Here is an 18632-nt window from a genome sequence, read left to right on the forward strand (position 1 = left end):
TACATAAGTTAATATTAATTATTTATCAACTACATCCTTACAATAAGATTATTGTCATTCTACGGCAATTCATATTTATTATAACTCAAAAGAATAAAAAATAGTATTATTTTTTGTAAATTATACCCTTTTGCCCTGTTTAAGTAAAGCTAAAAAATTAAAACCCCATGCAAATCATGAGGTTTAATCAATCTAATTCAAATATTCATTAATAGTATTATATTCTATGTTGCTATTATTTTTTCTAACTTGTATAGCTGTTAAAAATGCTTTAAAAGTATCTATACATGTAAAAACAGGAACTTTATATTCTGCTGCCTTACGCCTTAACTTAAATCCAGTACTATCAATATTATTTCCTTTTGTTGGTGTATTTATAACCATATTTATTTTACCTTTTGCTATTAAATTTAATGCGTCTTTGATGTTTACAATAATACAATCTATATTATTTTCTATTAAGTAATTTCCTGTTTTCTCTGAGGCATAAATTTTAAAACCAACCTCTATATAATTTTTTACTATTTCAAGGCTCTCTTTTTTATCTACGTCTTTTAATGATACATATACATTTCCCTCTGTAATTATTTCAACACCAGATGCGCTAAAACCTTTATATAAAGCTTTGCTTAGTGTCCTATCTATTCCTAGCACTTCCCCCGTAGATTTCATTTCTGGACCCAAATATATATCCGCATCAACAAGCTTTTCTCCAGAGAATACGGGTACTTTCACGGCAAAAAAATCTTTTTTTCCTAGTAAACCAGTGCCATAATCAAGGTCAACAAGTTTTTTACCTAACATTGTTTCTATAGCTATTTTCACTATAGGAATTCCTGTTACTTTACTTAGTATAGGTACTGTTCTTGACGCTCTTGGGTTTACCTCTATTACATAAATGCTTCTGCCATCAAATACATATTGTATATTCATGAGTCCTATTATTTTTAATCCTTTAGCAATTTCTTTAGTATACTGCACAAGCCTTTTAACGGTATCCTCGCATAAGCTTATATATGGATATACAGTTATACTGTCACCTGAATGTACTCCTGTTCTTTCGATATGCTCCATTATGCCAGGAGTCAATATATTTTCTCCATCAGAAATTGCATCCACTTCTATTTCTATTCCTTTTATATATCTATCTATAAGTATTGGGTGCTCGGAAGAAATCTGAACTGCTTCAGCCATGTATTTTGTAAGTGCGCTTTTATCGTAAACAACTTCCATAGCACGACCGCCTATTACATAAGAAGGCCTTACTACAACTGGATATCCTAAAGCTTCAACTGCGTCATAAGCTTCTTCTACACTCGTAACAGCAGTCCCCCTAGGTGATGGTATATTTAGATCTTCTAAAAAATTTCTAAATTTATCTCTGTCTTCCGCTAGGTCTATAGATTCAAAAGAGGTCCCAAAAATATTTACTCCTCTTTCATTAAGTTTCTTTGCAATATTTATTGATGTTTGACCACCAAGCTGCACTATGACACCTTCCGGTTTTTCTCTCTCAACAATATTCATCACATCATCTATGTGCAAAGGCTCAAAGTAAAGTTTATCTGCAGTATCAAAGTCTGTACTAACTGTCTCTGGATTATTATTTATTATAATTGCTTGATATCCAGCCTCTTTTATTCCCCATATACCATGTACACAACTGTAGTCGAACTCTATGCCTTGCCCTATTCTTATCGGTCCTGAACCTATTACTAGTACCTTTTTCTCATCCGATATTATATTCTCATCTTCATCTTCGTAACAAGAATAATAATATGGAGTTGTAGCATCAAATTCACCACTACAGGTATCAACCATTTTATATACTGGATAGATACTATTTTCTTTTCTAATCTTCTCAAGCTGCTCCTTTGTCATTCCAGTAAATTCACATATTTCTTCATCAATAAGTCCTGTAGCCTCTGCTTCATATAAAAGTTTAGCATCTAACTTGTCATTCTTAAGTTTTTTCTCCATAGTAACAATGTTATTTATGCCATTTAAGAACCACTTATCTATCTTAGTTATATCATGCATCTTATCTACAGTGAGTCCTTTTCTCAGACCTTCTGCTACAGCAAAAATTCTTTGGTCATCTTGCCTCTTTATTTTTTCTATGATTTCATCTTCACTTAATTCTGACATCTTATTAATTCTAAGTCCAGTAAATCTTCCATCTAATGAAGTAACAGCTTTTAAAAGTGATCCCTCAAAAGTTCTACTTATAGCCATAACTTCTCCTGTTGCTTTCATTTGTGTCCCTAAAGTTCGCTCTGCTTTACTAAATTTGTCAAAAGGCCACTTAGGTATTTTAGTTACTACATAATCTAAGGTGGGCTCAAAACAAGCACTAGAACTTCCTGTAACATAATTTTTAAGTTCATCTAAGCTATGCCCAATTGCTATCTTTGCAGCTATCTTTGCAATCGGATATCCTGTAGCCTTAGATGCTAAAGCACTGGAGCGGCTAACTCTTGGATTAACCTCTATTACTACATAATTGCTACTATTTGGATCTAATGCGAATTGTATATTACATCCACCTTCTATTTTTAAGCTTCTTATTATGTCTATAGCAGCTTTTCTTAACATATGATACTCTTTGTCTCTGAGTGTTTGAGATGGTGCTACTACTATACTATCCCCTGTGTGTATTCCAACAGGATCGATATTTTCCATATTACATATTATTATGCAATTATCTTTTCCGTCCCTTATAACTTCATACTCAAGTTCTTTCCAGCCAGCCACACTCTGCTCTAAAAGTATCTGGCCTATTGGACTCATTTTTATTCCTATGTGGCATATCTCTAAGAGTTCATTCATATTATCTGCTATTCCACCACCGGTTCCTCCTAAGGTGTATGCCGGTCTAATTATAACTGGAAATCCGTATTTGTTTACAAATTCTACACATTGTTCCACCTTAGTAGCTATTATACTCCTAGGGATAGGTTGATTTGTATCTAGCATTAATTTTTTAAATTCTTCTCTATCCTCTGCCTTTTTTATAGCCTCACTATTTATTCCAAGAAGCTTTACATTATATTTATCTAGTGTACCATTTGATTTTAATTTCATGGCAAGATTAAGAGCTGTCTGTCCTCCAAATCCTGCAAGTATTCCATCCGGCTTTTCTTTTTCTATAATTTTTGTTATACATTCAATATTTAATGGTTCAATATAAACCTTGTCTGCTATGTGACTATCTGTCATTATAGTCGCAGGATTACTGTTTATAAGAATAGTTTCTATTCCTTCTTCCTTTATTGCTTTACAGGCCTGAGTACCAGAATAATCAAATTCAGCGGCCTGACCTATTATTATTGGCCCTGAACCTAGTATCATAACCTTTTTTAAGTTTTTATCTAAAGCCATTACATATCCTCCAATTCTCGAAATTATATTAGGCATCTGAAAGAAAATAGACTAGCAGATTGACTAGTTATTTTTTGAAGATGCCTTACCCTCTCATTGAGCTTATAAACTTATCAAATAAATATGCTGAATCTTGCGGTCCTGGTGCTCCTTCTGGATGAAACTGTACTGAAAATACTGGTAGTTCTTTATGCCTCATCCCTTCTATAGTGTTATCATTTAAATTTGTATGAGTTATTATAACTTTATCTTTTATACTATCTCCATCTACTGAATATCCATGATTTTGAGAAGTTATATATGCTCTATCTCTTTCTATATCGTATACTCCGTGGTTTCCTCCTCTGTGACCATATTTCATTTTATAAGTATCTCCATCTAGAGCCAAGGCAAGTATTTGATGTCCTAGACATATTCCAAAGGTAGGATATTTATAAATTATTTTTTTAACTGTATCTATATCCTTAATAACGTTCTTTGGATCTCCGGGACCGTTGCTCAAAAGAATCCCATCTGGATTAAGCTTATCTATTTCTTCGTAAGATATGTTATACGGTAGGATAGTTATATCGCAATTTCTATGCTTTAGATTTTCTATGATATTAGATTTTACACCAAAATCAATAACTGCAACTTTATTACCATTTCCCTCTATGTGAATTGGCTTTTTTGTACTTACTTCTTCCATATAATTTTCATTTAAGCTTTCATTACATAAGAGCTCCTCTACTTGATTTTTGCTTAATTCTTCGTTAGATATAAGGCATTTCATTGCTCCTAGGCTTCTCACTTTTTTTGTTATGCTTCTTGTATCCAATCCATACACACCAACTACATCCATCTTTTTCAACATATAATCTACAGTATCCTCACTTAAATAATTTGATGGTGTATCAGATATTGATTTTACGATAAATCCTTTAGCATATATTTTCTTCGATTCACCTTCCAGACTATTTACTCCATAATTTCCTATTAAAGGATAGGTCATGGTTATTATTTGTCCTGCATAAGATGGATCCGTCAATATCTCCTGATATCCAGTTATCGATGTATTAAAAACTAATTCTCCTGTTGCTGCTCCAACTTTTCCAAATCCTTTTCCCTTGTATACAGTGCCATCTTCGAGATATAAAAATCCATTCATAATTATCCACCTCTATAATAATTTTAAAATAATCATATATATTGCTAATCTTTGGCCAGTTAACTAACATTCCATATCATAAATACGCCTAGTTTTATAAAAGCCACATTTTATGCAACAATTATGCACTTAATCTAAGGTTGTTTTCACTCAAAACCTACTATAATCTCTCTTTTTAAAATTATAATTACTAATTTTTATGCATTATATTTAATATTTATACAAAGGATATCATAATTATTTTATATTGTCAACATATCTCTTAGACCTAATTAAATGCATAAAAATTAGCCTTCTATTTTAAATAGAAGGCTAAAAGACTCCTCAAAGTATATTACCTGAGGTCAAAATAAATATATATTAATGGAAAATACTTAGCTTATTTATTTTTAAAAAGGTGCCCCAAGCCTTATGTCTCAGGGCGAAAATATAAATATATATTAATGGAAAATACTTAGCTTATTTATTTTTTAAAAAGGTGCCCCAAGCCTTATGTCTCAGGGCGAAAATATAAATATATATTAATGGAAAATACTTAGCTTATTTATTTTTTAAAAAGGCGCCCTAAGCCTTATGTCTCAGGGCTAAAAATATAAATATATATTAATGGAAAATACTTAGCTTATTTATTTTTAAAAGGGTGCCCTAAGCTTTGTATCTCAGGGCAAAAATATATATTAAGGAAAATACTTAGCTTATTTTATGTTTCTGCTTCCTGGTTTTACATAAAGCTTACCTTGCTTACACATTGGACAGCTTTCTTTATCATATACATTTATATCTAATTTTATTGCGCTATATACAGGATATGGTATCAATGCATTGTCACCATGTCTGTCTACTATACAGCTAATTCCTACTACCTTTCCTCCTAGGCTCTCTATTACTCTAGCTACCTCTACGGAAGACTTACCTGTAGTTATAACATCTTCAGATATTATAACTTTATCACCTTCATTTATCTTGAAGCCTCTTCTTATGGTCATTTCACCATCTTCTCTTTCTGCGAATATTCCTGGCTTTCCTGTTTGTCTTGCTAGCTCATAGGAAACTACTACTCCCCCCATAGCTGGTCCAACTATTATATCAAAATCTACATTTTTCAACTTATCTGCAACTACTTTTAATACTTTTGCTGCTTTATCAGGATATTGTAAAAGCTTAGCACACTGACAATATCTATCACTGTGTTTTCCTGATGACAATAAAAAGTGACCTTCTAACAATGCCTCTACTTCTTTTAGTGTATCTATAATCATATTATCTTTATTCTCCATTTTCTTACCTCCAACTTTCACCACTATTTACATACTCCTCTTATCTCTTCTAAATTGCTTATTCCTTCATTTTTCATGTATTCATCAATTCCATCTATTATATCTAAGCATATGTCTGGCTTTATAAAGTTCGCTGTTCCAACTTGAACTGCATGAGCCCCTGCCATTATAAACTCTATTGCATCTTTCCATGAGCATACACCACCCATACCAACTACTGGTACATCTACAGCCTTGCATACTTCATATACCATTCTAAGTGCTATTGGCTTTATAGCAGGACCTGATAGTCCAGCAGTTACATTATTAAATATTGGCTTCTTTTGCCTTATATCTATAGCCATACCTTTAAAAGTATTTACAAGTGATATTGCATCTGCTCCAGCTTTGCAGCAATTATATGCCATATCCACAATATCTTCTGCATTAGGTGAAAGTTTTACCATAAGAGGCTTTTTACAAACCTTTCTTACCTCTCTTACCACCTCATATGCTACCTCTGATTTTATTCCAAAAGCCATTCCACCATGCTTTACATTAGGGCATGATATATTAAGCTCAATCATTTCTACATCTGTAAAATTCAATTTTTCTACACCTAATAAGTAATCCTCAATACTGCCCCCACCTAAGTTAGCAATTATAGCAGTATTTAAATCTTTCATTTTAGGTAACTCATATTTTATAAAGTTATCCACTCCGGGATTCTGAAGTCCAACACTATTTAGTAGTCCAGCTCTTGTTTCATACACTCTTATTCCGTCATTTCCTTCTTTAGGTTTTAGCGTAAGACCTTTAGTAGATATGCCTCCGAGTCTTGATACATCAAAAAGTTCTTTATACTCTTCCCCAAATCCAAAGGTACCGGATGCTGCAATCACTGGATTTTTAAATCTTACTCCGCATATATCAACATTTAACATGTTATCCTCACCTTCCAACCTAAATTACTATGTCATCTCCTAAGAATACTGGTCCATCTTCACATGTTCTCTTATTGCCATGTTTAGTTTTACATGTGCAAACAAGGCATGCTCCTATTCCACAAGCCATATGTTTTTCCATAGATACATATACAGGCACATTTTTCTCTCTGCACATAAGCACTACTTTCTCCATCATTGGCTCTGGTCCACAACATAAAACTACATCATATAATTCTGGTTGAAAAATTTCAGTTACATATCCTTTATGCCCTACTTGGCCACTCTCAGTAGCTATGTTTATATCATTAACATATTTCTTAAAATTATCTATACCATAGATATCGCTTCTAAACCCACAATAAAGATCAGTTTCACAGTCACTTAGGCCTTCTGCCACATAGAACATAGGCGCTATTCCTATTCCACCTGTAACCATTGCAACTTTTCCCTTTATATTATCTACATCAAATCCATTTCCCAAAGGTCCTAGAAGTTCTATCCTATCACCTATTTTTAATTCGCTTAAAGCTTCAGTTCCTTGACCTATTACGTGGTATAAAAACACTATTTTTTCATCATCTATATGATGTATACTTATTGGTCTGGATAAAAGGGGCTCTTTGTTCCATCCTCTGATCATATAAAATTGACCAGGTTTTCCCTTAAAGCTTCCTTTAATCACTAACTTAAATGTACCGCTACTTATTTTTATATTTTCAAAAATCACTTTTGTTAAGTATTCTACATTTTTTTCCTTCATTAGCTATTCTCCATCCCCTTAATTGCATTACTTATATCGTTTCTCATACGTATAACTTCTTCTCTCGCATGTATATAGTATTTCATTTCTCCATTTTCATGCTTTTTATATGCTAGAAGAATCCCTCTTGAAGAATTAACTACTCCGCCGTTTCCATTACTTAAATATAACGCAACATCTTTTGCTGTTCCTCCTTGAGCGCCATAACCTGGTATAAGGAAAAACATTTTATCTAATTTGCGTCTAAGCTCAATTCCCTCTTCCACATGGGTACATCCAACTACTCCACCTATTGAACTATATCCGCAGCTTCCCAAATAATTGCTGCCTAATTGTTGTACTTTACTTCCTACTATGTCATAAATCTTTTTATTATCTTCTGCATCAATGTATTGTATATCCTCTGCGCCTTTATTTGACGTTCTTACTAAAACAAATATGCCCTTTTCATTATTTTTTACATAAGGTAGATATGGCTCTATACTATCTAATCCCATGTAAGGGCTTAAAGTTACAAAATCACTTTCAAAATCTCCTTCAAAATGTGCTTTAGCATACATCTCTGCTGTTTTAGTAATATCTCCTCTTTTTATATCTGCAATTGCTATAGCTTTATTATCCCTAATATACTTAAGAGTTTTCTTATAAGCATTAAGACCTGAAATTCCTAATGCTTCATAATATGCAATTTGTACTTTATAACAAGATGCTACATCTAATGTTGCATCTATTAATGCCTTGTTGTATTCAAACACCATATCTTCAACAAATATATGTTTCTCAGCAACTGATTTCGGTATATATTCTAGAGCCGTATCTAATCCAACACATACATGACCCTTCTTCTTAACTGCCTCATACAAGCTATCAATAATCATAATTAGTACAACTCCCATCCTCAATTTAATGATGTATTTTAATTTTTACTAAAAGTTATTTTTCCGCCTTTTATTGTTTTAACTATATCTCCATAAACATTTGCCCCTTCAAAGGGTGTATTTTTACCCTTTGATATAAAAGTCTCAGGAGAAATACTGTATTCTCTATCTAAATTAGCTATAACTAAATCTCCATCGTAGCCTATCTTTATTTGTCCTTTTTTTACTCCTAATATATTAGAAGGATTTCTTGACATTATTTCAGAAAGTTTATTTAAGGTTATATGACCTTCCTTTACTAATTTTGTATAACATACTGCAAAGGACGTTTCTATTCCTGATATTCCCGGAGCACCATTCTTTTTATCTTCACTAGTATGTGGCGCATGATCTGTGCTTATAGCATCTACCCAACCATCCTTTATAGCGCTTATTATAAAATCTACATCCTCTTTATTTCTTATAGGCGGATTTACTTTATAATCATTATCTATTAAAGCTATATGGTGAGGCGCTACTTCACAAGTAATGTTATATCCTTTTTTCTTTGACTCTATAATATATTCCATAGACTTTTTTGTGCTTACATGAGCCATATGAGCGCTGCATCCTGTAAATTGTGCTAATGTCAAGTTTCTCCATGTCATAGTGTCCTCAGCTAATCTTGTATCAACATTTGTAAGTGAATGTTCTTCGCAATGGCACATAACTATTCTTTTACTTTCATTAGCCTTTAACATAGCTTGTAACATTACTTTGCTATCTATAACATCTTTTCCATCTTCTGATATTATTCTTACGTATGGTTTTAATTTATCTAAATGACTTATATCTTTTCCATCAAAGTTATTCGTAATAGAAACTACTTGATGAACATCTATAATGTCTAATTTGTTTGCCTTATCTAGAACATACTCTACAGTATCCATACTACTGCATACTGGATTTGTATTTGCCATAAGGTTAACCATTGTATATCCGCCTTTAGCAGCTGCTCGGCTTCCACTTTCTAAATCTTCCTTGTAAGTTAGACCTGGATCTCTAAAATGTACATGCAGATCTATAAATGAAGGAAGAACAGTTAGCCCTCTAGCATCTATAACCTTACAATTTTTATTTAAATCTTCTCCAATTTCACAAATTACTCCGTTTTTTATATAAATGTCACCTGTAAAGTTCTGTGACCAATCTACTATCATTGCTCCTTTAATTAATAATTCCATAAAACAGTGCCTCCCTTGTTTCAGTATATTCTTTAGACTTGTATTCACCAGCTACATATCTGAAACCTTGTATATTTCGTCACAGTATTTGCATTTATATTCTCCTCTATCCTCATCAATAAGATAGAAAACATTTGATATACTATCTTCTACTGACGTTATACATCTCGGGTTTTTGCACTTTATGACATTTTCAATTTTATCTGGAAGCCTTAAATTAATTTTTCTCTTTATAGTTTCATCATCTATGATATTTATAGTAATGTTAGGATCTATAAATCCTAAAACTGTTAAATCCATATCCAAATTATTCTCTATTTTTATAATATCTTTTTTACCTAGTTGTTTGCTTTCCGCATTCATAATGAGTGCAACTGAGTAATCTGCACTATTTAATCCTAAATAATTAAATATTTTTATACCGCATCCAGCCTTTATATGATCAATTACTATACCATTTTTTATACTATTTACAGTTAACATCTCACTCCTCCTTCTAGAGCTATTTTGCTCCCAATAATTTTACAATTAGAGCCATCCTTACGTACATACCATACTGAGCTTGTTTAAAATAACATGCTCTTGGATCATCGTCTACCTCAATGGATATCTCATTAACTCTAGGAAGTGGATGAAGAATAATCATTTTCTCTGGTGCATTTTTTATTTTTTCTATATCTAATATATAACTATCTTTAAGCCTTATATAATCCTCTTCATTAAAAAACCTTTCTCTCTGTACTCTTGTCATATACAGTATATCAAGGTCACCTATAACATCATCTAATTTTTCAACCTCTGTATATTCTATATTATTCTTATTCAATTCTCCTTTAACATACTCAGGAATTCTCAGTTCATTTGGAGATATTAAATAAAACTTGTTATTTTCAAACCTTGATAGAGTTTTTATTAATGAGTGTACAGTTCTTCCAAACTTTAAATCTCCACAGCATCCTATCTTCAAATTCGATAATTCGCCTTTAATAGATTTAATAGTAAGGAGATCTGTAAGAGTTTGTGTTGGGTGTTGATGCCCACCATCACCTGCATTTATTATTGGTACATCTGAGTACATAGACGCCACTTTTGGAGCCCCTTCCTTAGGGTGTCTCATAACTATAATATCAGCATAGCATCCAACTGTTCGAGTGGTATCCGCTATACTTTCTCCCTTTGAAACTGAGCTAGAATTCGGCTCTGAAAAGCCTATAATTTTTCCTCCAAGTCTAAGCATGGCTGCTTCAAAACTAAACCTAGTTCTTGTGCTTGGCTCATAAAATAATGTGGCTAGTATCTTGTCCTCACACAGGTGTGAAAACTCCTTAGGATTGGCCATAATTTGATGTGCTAAATCGAAAATTTCTTCTAATTCTTTTAGTGTAAGATCTGAAGTGTCAATTAAATGTCTTGCTCTTAACATACTACACTTTCCTCCTTCTTAGCCTCTCTGTGCTAAATTTAAAGGTATAAAAAAATGCCTCCCTAAATGGAAGGCATTTACATACAATAATAACTATTATTATATAGTAGGTCTTACTATACTAATACTTATTTAATATATACTAATACTTGTTTGCCTTCCCAGCCTCACAGGACCGGACTTAAAGGTAACACATGTTGTGTTATTTACTTTTACTTAGAACATCATAACACAAATATTAGTTTAAGTCAATATATTACTTAATTCCCTTAGCCATCAATGCTGCGCCGATAGCTCCTGCATATCTTCCTAACTTATCCGTCTTAATAGCTGAACCTAACTTTTCTGAAAGTTTCTCAACTATGTATGGATTTGCACTCAGTCCTCCAGTAAGAAAATAACTAAAGCTATCTGAGTGCTTTTGGCATAATGACTTCACTTTTCCTGTAATTGAATCAACTACACCACAAGCTATATCTTCTCTTCTCTTTCCACTGCCAATCAAACTTATTACTTCAGACTCTGCAAATACAGTGCACATAGAGCTTATAGTTGTTTCTTTACCTTCTTGAGCTCTTTTGCACATTTCAACAATATCAAAGCCTAGGGTGTTTGCCATAAGCTCCAAAAATCGCCCTGTACCTGCTGCACATTTATCATTCATTGTAAAATTAGTTACATTTCCATTTTGTACAGTAATAACTTTTGTATCCTGTCCACCTATATCGATAACTGTACAATCTTTACCAAATAGATAATAAGCTCCTTTGCCATGACAGGTTATCTCAGTGACTGTCTTATCCGCGTAAGGAACGGATACTCTACCATATCCTGTAGCAACTATTTGGGAATTATTTTTATTTATTCCCAATTCACTTAATCTTTCCTTTATATTTTCAGCGGTTTCTACACTACTCCATCCTGTTGGCAGAACAAAAGTTGATTTTATATTTTCATCCTCTAAAACGCAAACTTTTGAAGCAGTTGACCCTATATCTACTCCTACATAAAACATAAGCTATCCACCTTTAAGTTATAAAAATTATTATCTCTTTTTATCTTCCGTATAAAATCCTAAAACATTTATGCTGTTATATTCTATTAAACGCTTTATCTTCTCTTCATCTTTTCTACTATACATTATAGAAATCCCACAAGATACAGAGGTTTTGCTTGGCGTTGGTACTATAGTATACTTTATTTTTTCTTTTTTTAGCAAAGTTTCCGTTTTGATTCCTTCTGTTAGAGAAGGGAAAAGTATATAACATTTAACTTTCTTCTTTCCCATTTCATCACCTAAATTTCAAGCTTTGCTAATAATATATGCATAACATACAAATTATTGTACCTATAAGTAAGGATTGGTTACTTTTTTATTTATGTAATGAAAACCTAATATTTTAACATTATTACAATCTACCAATTCTTTTATTTTCTCTTCATCTTCCTTATTATACATAATGGCTATACCACAAGATACTGACAGTTCTCTAGGTGTAGGCACTATTGTATGTTTTATATTATCTTTCTTTAATGCGGACTCCAACTTAACACCTTCAGTATGTGAAGGGAAAAGTATATAATGTCTTATATTTTCCATACTATCACCTAATTCATACGATAATTAACCGCTTAAATCATTTCTAAGAATGCTTCAACTCTTGTTTTTATCTGTCCTGAATCTTCTGTGGAATAATCTGTTTCAATATGCATAACTGGTATATTCTTTTCCTTTAATGCTTTTTCAACTGATCCATGTTCTACAGCATAGGTATGACAGAATGACAAGTTAAAATCAATTACTCCCTCTACATCATACTCTTTTGAATATCTGATTATATCATCAATTCTTCCTGTATTTGGTGTAAAGCATGCGCAGTTTATCTTTAAATATCTGTCTGCTAAGTTTTTAATTAGGTCATCCAATGTTTCTCCTTCTTCAGATACTTCATTTTCAAAGTATCTTGTTCCTGTACAAGTTTCTTCAACAATTACTTCAGCATTTAAACTTTCAATTATTGAATGAAGCTTCCAGTTAGGCACTGCCATTGGTGTTCCTGTTATCATTAATCTTTTCTTTCCATTATCTTTTAAGTTCTTAACTCTTTCATCTAGTTCATCACAAAGTTCATTTAATTTTTCAACAAATCTATGTGGATCATCATAAAATGCTATTTGTGATATTAATAAAGCATCCAAACCACTTATTGGTGATGGTTTATGCTTTCTTAAATCATATAATCTTTTTAATGCTTTTCTTTTAGCATTTGCAATTTTTATTCCTTCTCTAAGGCTTTCTACTGTAACCTTATTCCCAGTAAGTTCTTCTATTTTAACAATAGTATCTTTTATCTCCTCTGCCCACTTGCTATAATCTTTAGCTCTTTTCATTTGAGGTAAGTCCATTACATGTACTGGCACATGTTCATTTAATATTTCCCATGCTTTTTTCTTACCGTCACAAGTTGTTTCTCCGATTACCATGTCACAGGATTGGAAGTATGGGCATGTCCCACCTATTTTTGCTCCCATAAATGCCTTTATAAGAGGACACATATTTCTTGGAAGTACCTTTTCACCATCTTCTATCCAGAATTGTGAACCAGCACAAAGTCCTATACCCACAGCTTTTGCTGCTAATATCACTTCATCTGGAACAAAAACGCAAAATGTACCTACAACTTTTCCACCTTTTTTTCTATGTTCATCAAGTTCTTGTATTCTAAGACCATGTATCTCTGAAACAACAAAGTTAAAATAGTTCATGCCTTCCGGTCTATTTTCTTGTGTTAAATACGTTGCTCCAAATAATTCAGGCAAAACAGCACACAACTTATCGTGTTTTTCTAAATCCACTCCTAATTCCGTCCATAGCTTTTTATAATCTCCCATTGTTGTATCCCTCCATCTTTTATTTTACAGTAACATTTTAACACAATGACTATGTAAACGTTATTTTAATATGTTATAATTCGACAGTTATCTATAGAATTTACAAATAAAGTCCTACAATAAAAAATAGGTTATTTCATTTTGAATGAAATAACCTATTTTACGGGAAACTTTTTTATGGCATATATAATTAGTATAGGAAACTCTATTCTTAATACTAATTATTTATGAAGCTCTATGCTATATCCCTTTTCTTTTAGATCTTTTATTATTTGTTCGCCATGTTCAGCTGATTGTACTGTTACTTCGAAGGATACGTCAGCAAAATCAAGTCCTTTTTCATTCCAGTTGTTATTTTGTCTTGCTGTAACAACGTTTCCTCCCATTATTCCTATTTCAGATATTAATGCACCTAATGTTCCTGCTTTATCTTGAAGTTCTACAGTAAATCTTAATCTTCTGTTTAGTAGAACTAATTCTCTTTCTATTATCTTAGAAACAGTAGCTATATCTACGTTACCACCACTGATTAATGCTACAACGTTCTTTCCTTCTATTCCCGATACTTTTCCTGCTAATAATGATCCAATTGCAGATGCTCCAGCACCTTCAGCAACTAGTTTATTTCTTTCCATAAGTGAGAACATACCATAAGCTATATCATCTTCACTAACAGTTACTACTTCATCAACATATTTTTTAATATATTCGAAGCATACATCTCCAGGTGTGCTAACTGATATACCGTCTGCTAAAGATTTAGCTCCTGGTAATGTAACAACTTTTCCCTTTTCTAATGAAGCTTTTGTTGATGCTACTATTTCAGGCTGTACTCCTATTATTCTTATTGAAGGCTTTATAGCTTTAGCTGCTGTTGCAATACCAGCTATTAATCCGCCTCCACCAATTGGAACTACTATTACATCAGTATTTGGTAGTTCTTCTAATATTTCAACTCCTATTGTTCCTTGTCCAGCCATTACATCTATATCATTAAATGGGTGTAGGAATGTTGCTCCTGTTTCTTTTTGCACTTCTACAGCTTTTGCATAACATTCATCATATACTTGACCTGCTTGAATTACATCTGCTCCGTATCCTTTAGTTGCTTGAACTTTTGCTTGTGGTGCAGTTACTGGCATTGCTATTGTAGCCTTAACTCCAAAAGCTGTAGCAGCATAAGCAACTCCTTGTGCATGGTTTCCTGCTGATGAAGCTATAACTCCTCTGCTCTTTTCCTCTTCTGTTAGATTAGCTACTTTATTATAAGCTCCTCTTAATTTAAAAGCACCTGTTTTTTGTTTATTTTCACACTTTAAATATAAATTGCAACCACATTGTTTTGAAAAAGTACTTGTGTAAAATAATGGAGTTTTTCTTACAACGTCCTTAATAGTTTCCTGAGCTTTTTTAATTCTTTCTAAATTTAATTCCATAATTTATTCCCCCTAATAATGGTATATTTTTTATATATTCATCTAGCAAAGCTAGATAAGTAATTGCATCTTTTAAAAATTATGAATTTTTTATTGCAAAATTATTTTGTTAATAATTCATTAATCTACATTTTTCACAAATTGATTTTTTTTACATTTTGTCTTTTTTAGAAACGTTTACGAATGTACACTGTACGCGGATAAGAAATTAATTATGTAAAAATTAACCTTTGTTTAAAAAACATGTAAAATATAATCAATTTTTCATGCAGTTATATTTAGTTTTTTTTAACTTTCGATTACATTTTATCATATTTGTATCCTTTACACAATCAAAATTTACATAATTTCAGCTTTTTTTCAAGGAAACTTATATGAATATTGCAATATTAATTTCATTGAATGAACTTAATATTGCAAAACAAAAGTCATGAAAAGTAATATTTCATGACCTTTGTTTAATGTTATCCAAAAGAATCAGTTAAATAGGTATATTTGTTTAATATCATATCCCATATTTTTAAATTTTGAATACAAAAACTCTACTTTTCTCATTTTTATCTTAATTATATTCATATTAACAGAAAAATCTCCTATGCTATCTGGATTTATTTCCTTTAAATATAGTATCTTCTTATATTCATCTGTATTGTTATAAATTATGGATGCTTCACCGGTTATTTGCATACCTCCAAGTTTCATCATGCTTTGATAGTTATCATAAACTGATATTGATACTTTATTATTTAATAATATATTTGCAAACTTTTCTCCACCTTCAGTTATAATGTACATATATCCATCCTTATAACTATATTCTATAGGCGTTCCCCTTACACCTATACTAGATGCTGTACACAAGGTACACGTGTTATGTGCATTTAAAAATTCTTCTATTCCTTTTAATAACTGAGTTCCAGGCACTCTTTTTATAAATTCATCTCTTATATTTTTTACATCTATTCCAAATTCTATTACTTTATTTATGTCGTACATATTTATATCTACAAATGGCATAGTAACTTTGTTGCAAAATGACTCTATGGCTCTATAATCTTCTGAATTTAATTTATCTAATTGAATTATTCCTCCTAAAGCTCGAAAATACACTATACTACTCCCTAGTATTCCTAACAGCTTATTTATATATTCATATTCTTTTTTTGTTGAAATACAAGTACAGAAAACTGCAATTCTTTTATCTTTTATCCATTCTATATTATCTTCTAAAAACTTTAAGGTCTTTAATTGAATTTTTTCGTTGTAAACAGGGGAACCTATCACAAAAAACTCAAAATCTTTATCACTTTTCTTAAAGTCCTCTATTTTACAATATTTTGATGGTCCTAATATTAATGACAAATTCTTAGCTATAACTTCTGTAGTCCCATACCTACTTTCGTAAAGTATAATTGTTCTTTGCATTTCATCCCCTCCATAAAAACCAATTATATGCTAGTTTTTGATAATACTATATTTAAGATTATATAGTTAATTTATTTATATTATGCCGCCATAAAAATAAGAACTTATTAAGTATTTACCCTAATAAGTTCTTATTTTTAATAATATAAAGTTAGGTTTTATTAATATTAATTCCAGTAGTAATTATTTCAGATAAAATAAAACAGTCTTTAGAGTAATCTAAAGACTGTTTCTATGATATAAGATTTAAAACTTACGTAATGCCCTATATAACTAGTTTTTAATGGTGCGCCCAGCAGGAGTTGAACCTGCGGCCTCTGGATTCGAAGTCCATCACTCTATCCATCTGAGCTATGGGCGCTCACAGGATACTAGTGTCTCTTACTTCAATTCATATAATAAGTATTGGAGCGGGTGAAGGGAATCGAACCCTCGTAACTAGCTTGGAAGGCTAGCACTCTACCATTGAGTTACACCCGCATATTGGAGCGGAAGACGGGATTCGAACCCGCGACGTTCACCTTGGCAAGGTGACGCTCTACCACTGAGCCACTCCCGCGAATAATTGGTGCAGGTGAAGGGAGTCGAACCCCCACGCCGTTGGCGCTAGATCCTAAGTCTAGTGCGTCTGCCAATTCCGCCACACCTGCAAATTATTTAAATATAGTTAAGTAAGCAACTGTTACAAAACTCTTGATTTTGCATGCCTACTTATTGGTGGCTTACCGGGGAATCGAACCCCGGACACCATGATTAAAAGTCATGTGCTCTACCGACTGAGCTAGTAAACCAAATTTATATGGGGTGAACGATGGGATTCGAACCCACGACAACCAGAACCACAATCTGGCGCTCTACCAACTGAACTACGTCCACCATACATGGTGCGCCATCAGGGATTCGAACCCTGGGCACCCTGATTAAGAGTCAGGTGCTCTACCAACTGAGCTAATGGCACTTTAATGGTGCGTCTTAAGGGATTCGAACCCCTGGCACACGGCTTAGAAGGCCGTTGCTCTATCCAACTGAGCTAAAGACGCATATTTTGGAGCGGGTGAAGGGAATCGAACCCTCGTAACTAGCTTGGAAGGCTAGCACTCTACCATTGAGTTACACCCGCAGGTATAAAACATCAAAATTCTATGACTTTGTTATGTTTTACTCCTCATCAGCTTTGCTGAGGAGTTTCATTAGTGGTCGGGGTGACAGGGATTGAACCTGCGACCTCATGGTCCCAAACCACGCGCGCTCCCATCTGCGCCACACCCCGAGATACATGGTGCGCCATCAGGGATTCGAACCCTGGGCACCCTGATTAAGAGTCAGGTGCTCTACCAACTGAGCTAATGGCACTTTAATGGTGCGTCTTAAGGGATNNCTGAGCTAAAGACGCATATTTGGAGCGGGTGAAGGGAATCGAACCCTCGTAACTAGCTTGGAAGGCTAGCACTCTACCATTGAGTTACACCCGCATATTGGAGCGGAAGACGGGATTCGAACCCGCGACGTTCACCTTGGCAAGGTGACGCTCTACCACTGAGCCACTCCCGCAGATAATTGGTGCAGGTGAAGGGAGTCGAACCCCCACGCCGTTGGCGCTAGATCCTAAGTCTAGTGCGTCTGCCAATTCCGCCACACCTGCAAATTATTTAAATGTAGTTAAGTAAGCAACTGCTACAAAACTCTTGATTTTGTATGCTTACTTATTGGTGGCTTACCGGGGAATCGAACCCCGGACACCATGATTAAAAGTCATGTGCTCTACCGACTGAGCTAGTAAACCAAAATGGCTGGGATAGCAGGATTCGAACCTACGAATACCAGAGTCAAAGTCTGGTGCCTTACCGCTTGGCGATATCCCAAT

The 18632-nt window shown here is 33.2% G+C and carries 15 protein-coding genes and 16 tRNA genes; all 31 read right to left on the bottom strand.

Annotated features, from left to right (window positions below):
• Nucleotides 1-192 precede the first annotated feature (192 nt).
• A complete protein-coding gene (gene carB, locus I6U51_RS14020) occupies nt 193-3381 on the bottom strand; it encodes a carbamoyl-phosphate synthase (glutamine-hydrolyzing) large subunit (protein ID WP_211143242.1) in 3189 nt (1062 codons plus the stop codon).
• An 85-nt stretch (nt 3382-3466) separates the two neighbouring features.
• Complete coding sequence (gene carA / locus I6U51_RS14025) at nt 3467-4528, bottom strand: glutamine-hydrolyzing carbamoyl-phosphate synthase small subunit (RefSeq protein ID WP_211143243.1); 1062 nt, start codon at nt 4526-4528, stop codon at nt 3467-3469.
• Nucleotides 4529-5223: 695 nt separating this feature from the next.
• Nucleotides 5224-5805 carry an orotate phosphoribosyltransferase gene (gene pyrE / locus I6U51_RS14030; protein WP_211143244.1) on the bottom strand — a complete coding sequence of 194 codons (582 nt, stop codon included), beginning with the start codon at nt 5803-5805 and terminating at the stop codon, nt 5224-5226.
• A 23-nt stretch (nt 5806-5828) separates the two neighbouring features.
• Nucleotides 5829-6728 (bottom strand): dihydroorotate dehydrogenase, encoded by a 900-nt coding sequence (locus I6U51_RS14035; RefSeq protein WP_211143245.1) that lies wholly within the window; start codon nt 6726-6728, stop codon nt 5829-5831.
• A 19-nt stretch (nt 6729-6747) separates the two neighbouring features.
• Nucleotides 6748-7491, bottom strand: a complete 744-nt coding sequence (locus I6U51_RS14040) for a dihydroorotate dehydrogenase electron transfer subunit (protein WP_211143246.1) — start codon at nt 7489-7491, stop codon at nt 6748-6750.
• Entirely contained in the window at nt 7491-8369 is an 879-nt protein-coding gene (gene pyrF / locus I6U51_RS14045) for an orotidine-5'-phosphate decarboxylase (RefSeq protein WP_211143247.1), read from the bottom strand. The genes I6U51_RS14040 and pyrF overlap by 1 nt, the downstream gene beginning before the upstream one ends.
• Nucleotides 8370-8407: 38 nt before the next feature.
• The gene (locus I6U51_RS14050; protein ID WP_211143248.1) at nt 8408-9592 is read right to left on the bottom strand and encodes a dihydroorotase; all 1185 of its coding nucleotides are present in this window, start codon (nt 9590-9592) and stop codon (nt 8408-8410) included.
• Nucleotides 9593-9643: 51 nt separating this feature from the next.
• The gene (locus I6U51_RS14055) at nt 9644-10075 is read right to left on the bottom strand and encodes an aspartate carbamoyltransferase regulatory subunit (protein ID WP_211143249.1); all 432 of its coding nucleotides are present in this window, start codon (nt 10073-10075) and stop codon (nt 9644-9646) included.
• 19 nt (nt 10076-10094) lie between these two features.
• Nucleotides 10095-11015: an aspartate carbamoyltransferase gene (gene pyrB, locus I6U51_RS14060; RefSeq protein ID WP_211143250.1), complete on the bottom strand. Its 921-nt coding sequence runs from the start codon at nt 11013-11015 to the stop codon at nt 10095-10097.
• Nucleotides 11016-11271: 256 nt separating this feature from the next.
• The gene (locus I6U51_RS14065) at nt 11272-12030 is read right to left on the bottom strand and encodes an acyl-CoA dehydratase activase (RefSeq protein WP_211143251.1); all 759 of its coding nucleotides are present in this window, start codon (nt 12028-12030) and stop codon (nt 11272-11274) included.
• Nucleotides 12031-12060: 30 nt separating this feature from the next.
• Nucleotides 12061-12303, bottom strand: coding sequence for a putative Se/S carrier protein (locus I6U51_RS14070; protein WP_178909366.1), 243 nt, complete (start codon nt 12301-12303; stop codon nt 12061-12063).
• Between the two features lie 60 nt (nt 12304-12363).
• Nucleotides 12364-12615: a putative Se/S carrier protein gene (locus I6U51_RS14075; protein WP_211143252.1), complete on the bottom strand. Its 252-nt coding sequence runs from the start codon at nt 12613-12615 to the stop codon at nt 12364-12366.
• Between the two features lie 32 nt (nt 12616-12647).
• Nucleotides 12648-13907 carry a double-cubane-cluster-containing anaerobic reductase gene (locus tag I6U51_RS14080; protein WP_211143253.1) on the bottom strand — a complete coding sequence of 420 codons (1260 nt, stop codon included), beginning with the start codon at nt 13905-13907 and terminating at the stop codon, nt 12648-12650.
• Between the two features lie 221 nt (nt 13908-14128).
• On the bottom strand, nt 14129-15343 hold the full coding sequence (ilvA, locus tag I6U51_RS14085) for a threonine ammonia-lyase (RefSeq protein ID WP_211143254.1): 1215 nt from the start codon (nt 15341-15343) through the stop codon (nt 14129-14131).
• Between the two features lie 477 nt (nt 15344-15820).
• Nucleotides 15821-16768 carry a flavodoxin domain-containing protein gene (locus I6U51_RS14090; protein ID WP_211143255.1) on the bottom strand — a complete coding sequence of 316 codons (948 nt, stop codon included), beginning with the start codon at nt 16766-16768 and terminating at the stop codon, nt 15821-15823.
• 284 nt (nt 16769-17052) lie between these two features.
• Nucleotides 17053-17129, bottom strand: a tRNA-Arg gene (locus I6U51_RS14095).
• A gap of 45 nt (nt 17130-17174) precedes the next feature.
• Nucleotides 17175-17248 (bottom strand) — tRNA-Gly (locus tag I6U51_RS14100).
• A gap of 4 nt (nt 17249-17252) precedes the next feature.
• Nucleotides 17253-17327, bottom strand: a tRNA-Gly gene (locus I6U51_RS14105).
• Between the two features lie 7 nt (nt 17328-17334).
• A tRNA-Leu gene (locus I6U51_RS14110) sits at nt 17335-17418 on the bottom strand.
• A 65-nt stretch (nt 17419-17483) separates the two neighbouring features.
• A tRNA-Lys gene (locus I6U51_RS14115) sits at nt 17484-17559 on the bottom strand.
• A 9-nt stretch (nt 17560-17568) separates the two neighbouring features.
• Nucleotides 17569-17644, bottom strand: a tRNA-His gene (locus I6U51_RS14120).
• Between the two features lie 6 nt (nt 17645-17650).
• A tRNA-Lys gene (locus I6U51_RS14125) sits at nt 17651-17726 on the bottom strand.
• Between the two features lie 5 nt (nt 17727-17731).
• Nucleotides 17732-17808 (bottom strand) — tRNA-Arg (locus tag I6U51_RS14130).
• A gap of 6 nt (nt 17809-17814) precedes the next feature.
• Nucleotides 17815-17888 (bottom strand) — tRNA-Gly (locus I6U51_RS14135).
• A gap of 74 nt (nt 17889-17962) precedes the next feature.
• A tRNA-Pro gene (locus I6U51_RS14140) sits at nt 17963-18038 on the bottom strand.
• Between the two features lie 7 nt (nt 18039-18045).
• Nucleotides 18046-18121 (bottom strand) — tRNA-Lys (locus I6U51_RS14145).
• A 45-nt stretch (nt 18122-18166) separates the two neighbouring features.
• Nucleotides 18167-18240, bottom strand: a tRNA-Gly gene (locus I6U51_RS14150).
• Between the two features lie 4 nt (nt 18241-18244).
• Nucleotides 18245-18319 (bottom strand) — tRNA-Gly (locus I6U51_RS14155).
• Nucleotides 18320-18326: 7 nt separating this feature from the next.
• Nucleotides 18327-18410: transfer RNA gene (locus tag I6U51_RS14160), tRNA-Leu, on the bottom strand.
• A gap of 65 nt (nt 18411-18475) precedes the next feature.
• Nucleotides 18476-18551 (bottom strand) — tRNA-Lys (locus tag I6U51_RS14165).
• Nucleotides 18552-18555: 4 nt separating this feature from the next.
• A tRNA-Gln gene (locus tag I6U51_RS14170) sits at nt 18556-18630 on the bottom strand.
• Nucleotides 18631-18632: the final 2 nt, after the last annotated feature.

This window comes from Clostridium aciditolerans (assembly GCF_016316925.1).
Taxonomy (GTDB): domain Bacteria; phylum Bacillota; class Clostridia; order Clostridiales; family Clostridiaceae; genus Clostridium_AM; species Clostridium_AM aciditolerans.

Excerpts from the sequence above, each read along its gene's own strand:
- I6U51_RS14065 (WP_211143251.1), bottom strand. The coding sequence starts at position 12,030 with ATGTTTTATGTAGGAGTAGATATAGGGTCAACTGCTTCAAAAGTTTGC.
- ilvA (WP_211143254.1), bottom strand. The coding sequence starts at position 15,343 with ATGGAATTAAATTTAGAAAGAATTAAAAAAGCTCAGGAAACTATTAAG.
- I6U51_RS14090 (WP_211143255.1), bottom strand. The coding sequence starts at position 16,768 with ATGCAAAGAACAATTATACTTTACGAAAGTAGGTATGGGACTACAGAA.
- I6U51_RS14050 (WP_211143248.1), bottom strand. The coding sequence starts at position 9,592 with ATGGAATTATTAATTAAAGGAGCAATGATAGTAGATTGGTCACAGAAC.
- I6U51_RS14035 (WP_211143245.1), bottom strand. The coding sequence starts at position 6,728 with ATGTTAAATGTTGATATATGCGGAGTAAGATTTAAAAATCCAGTGATT.
- carA (WP_211143243.1), bottom strand. The coding sequence starts at position 4,528 with ATGAATGGATTTTTATATCTCGAAGATGGCACTGTATACAAGGGAAAA.
- I6U51_RS14070 (WP_178909366.1), bottom strand. The coding sequence starts at position 12,303 with ATGGGAAAGAAGAAAGTTAAATGTTATATACTTTTCCCTTCTCTAACA.
- pyrB (WP_211143250.1), bottom strand. The coding sequence starts at position 11,015 with ATGTTAAGAGCAAGACATTTAATTGACACTTCAGATCTTACACTAAAA.
- pyrE (WP_211143244.1), bottom strand. The coding sequence starts at position 5,805 with ATGGAGAATAAAGATAATATGATTATAGATACACTAAAAGAAGTAGAG.
- I6U51_RS14055 (WP_211143249.1), bottom strand. The coding sequence starts at position 10,075 with ATGTTAACTGTAAATAGTATAAAAAATGGTATAGTAATTGATCATATA.
- carB (WP_211143242.1), bottom strand. The coding sequence starts at position 3,381 with ATGGCTTTAGATAAAAACTTAAAAAAGGTTATGATACTAGGTTCAGGG.
- I6U51_RS14075 (WP_211143252.1), bottom strand. The coding sequence starts at position 12,615 with ATGGAAAATATAAGACATTATATACTTTTCCCTTCACATACTGAAGGT.
- pyrF (WP_211143247.1), bottom strand. The coding sequence starts at position 8,369 with ATGATTATTGATAGCTTGTATGAGGCAGTTAAGAAGAAGGGTCATGTA.
- I6U51_RS14080 (WP_211143253.1), bottom strand. The coding sequence starts at position 13,907 with ATGGGAGATTATAAAAAGCTATGGACGGAATTAGGAGTGGATTTAGAA.
- I6U51_RS14040 (WP_211143246.1), bottom strand. The coding sequence starts at position 7,491 with ATGAAGGAAAAAAATGTAGAATACTTAACAAAAGTGATTTTTGAAAAT.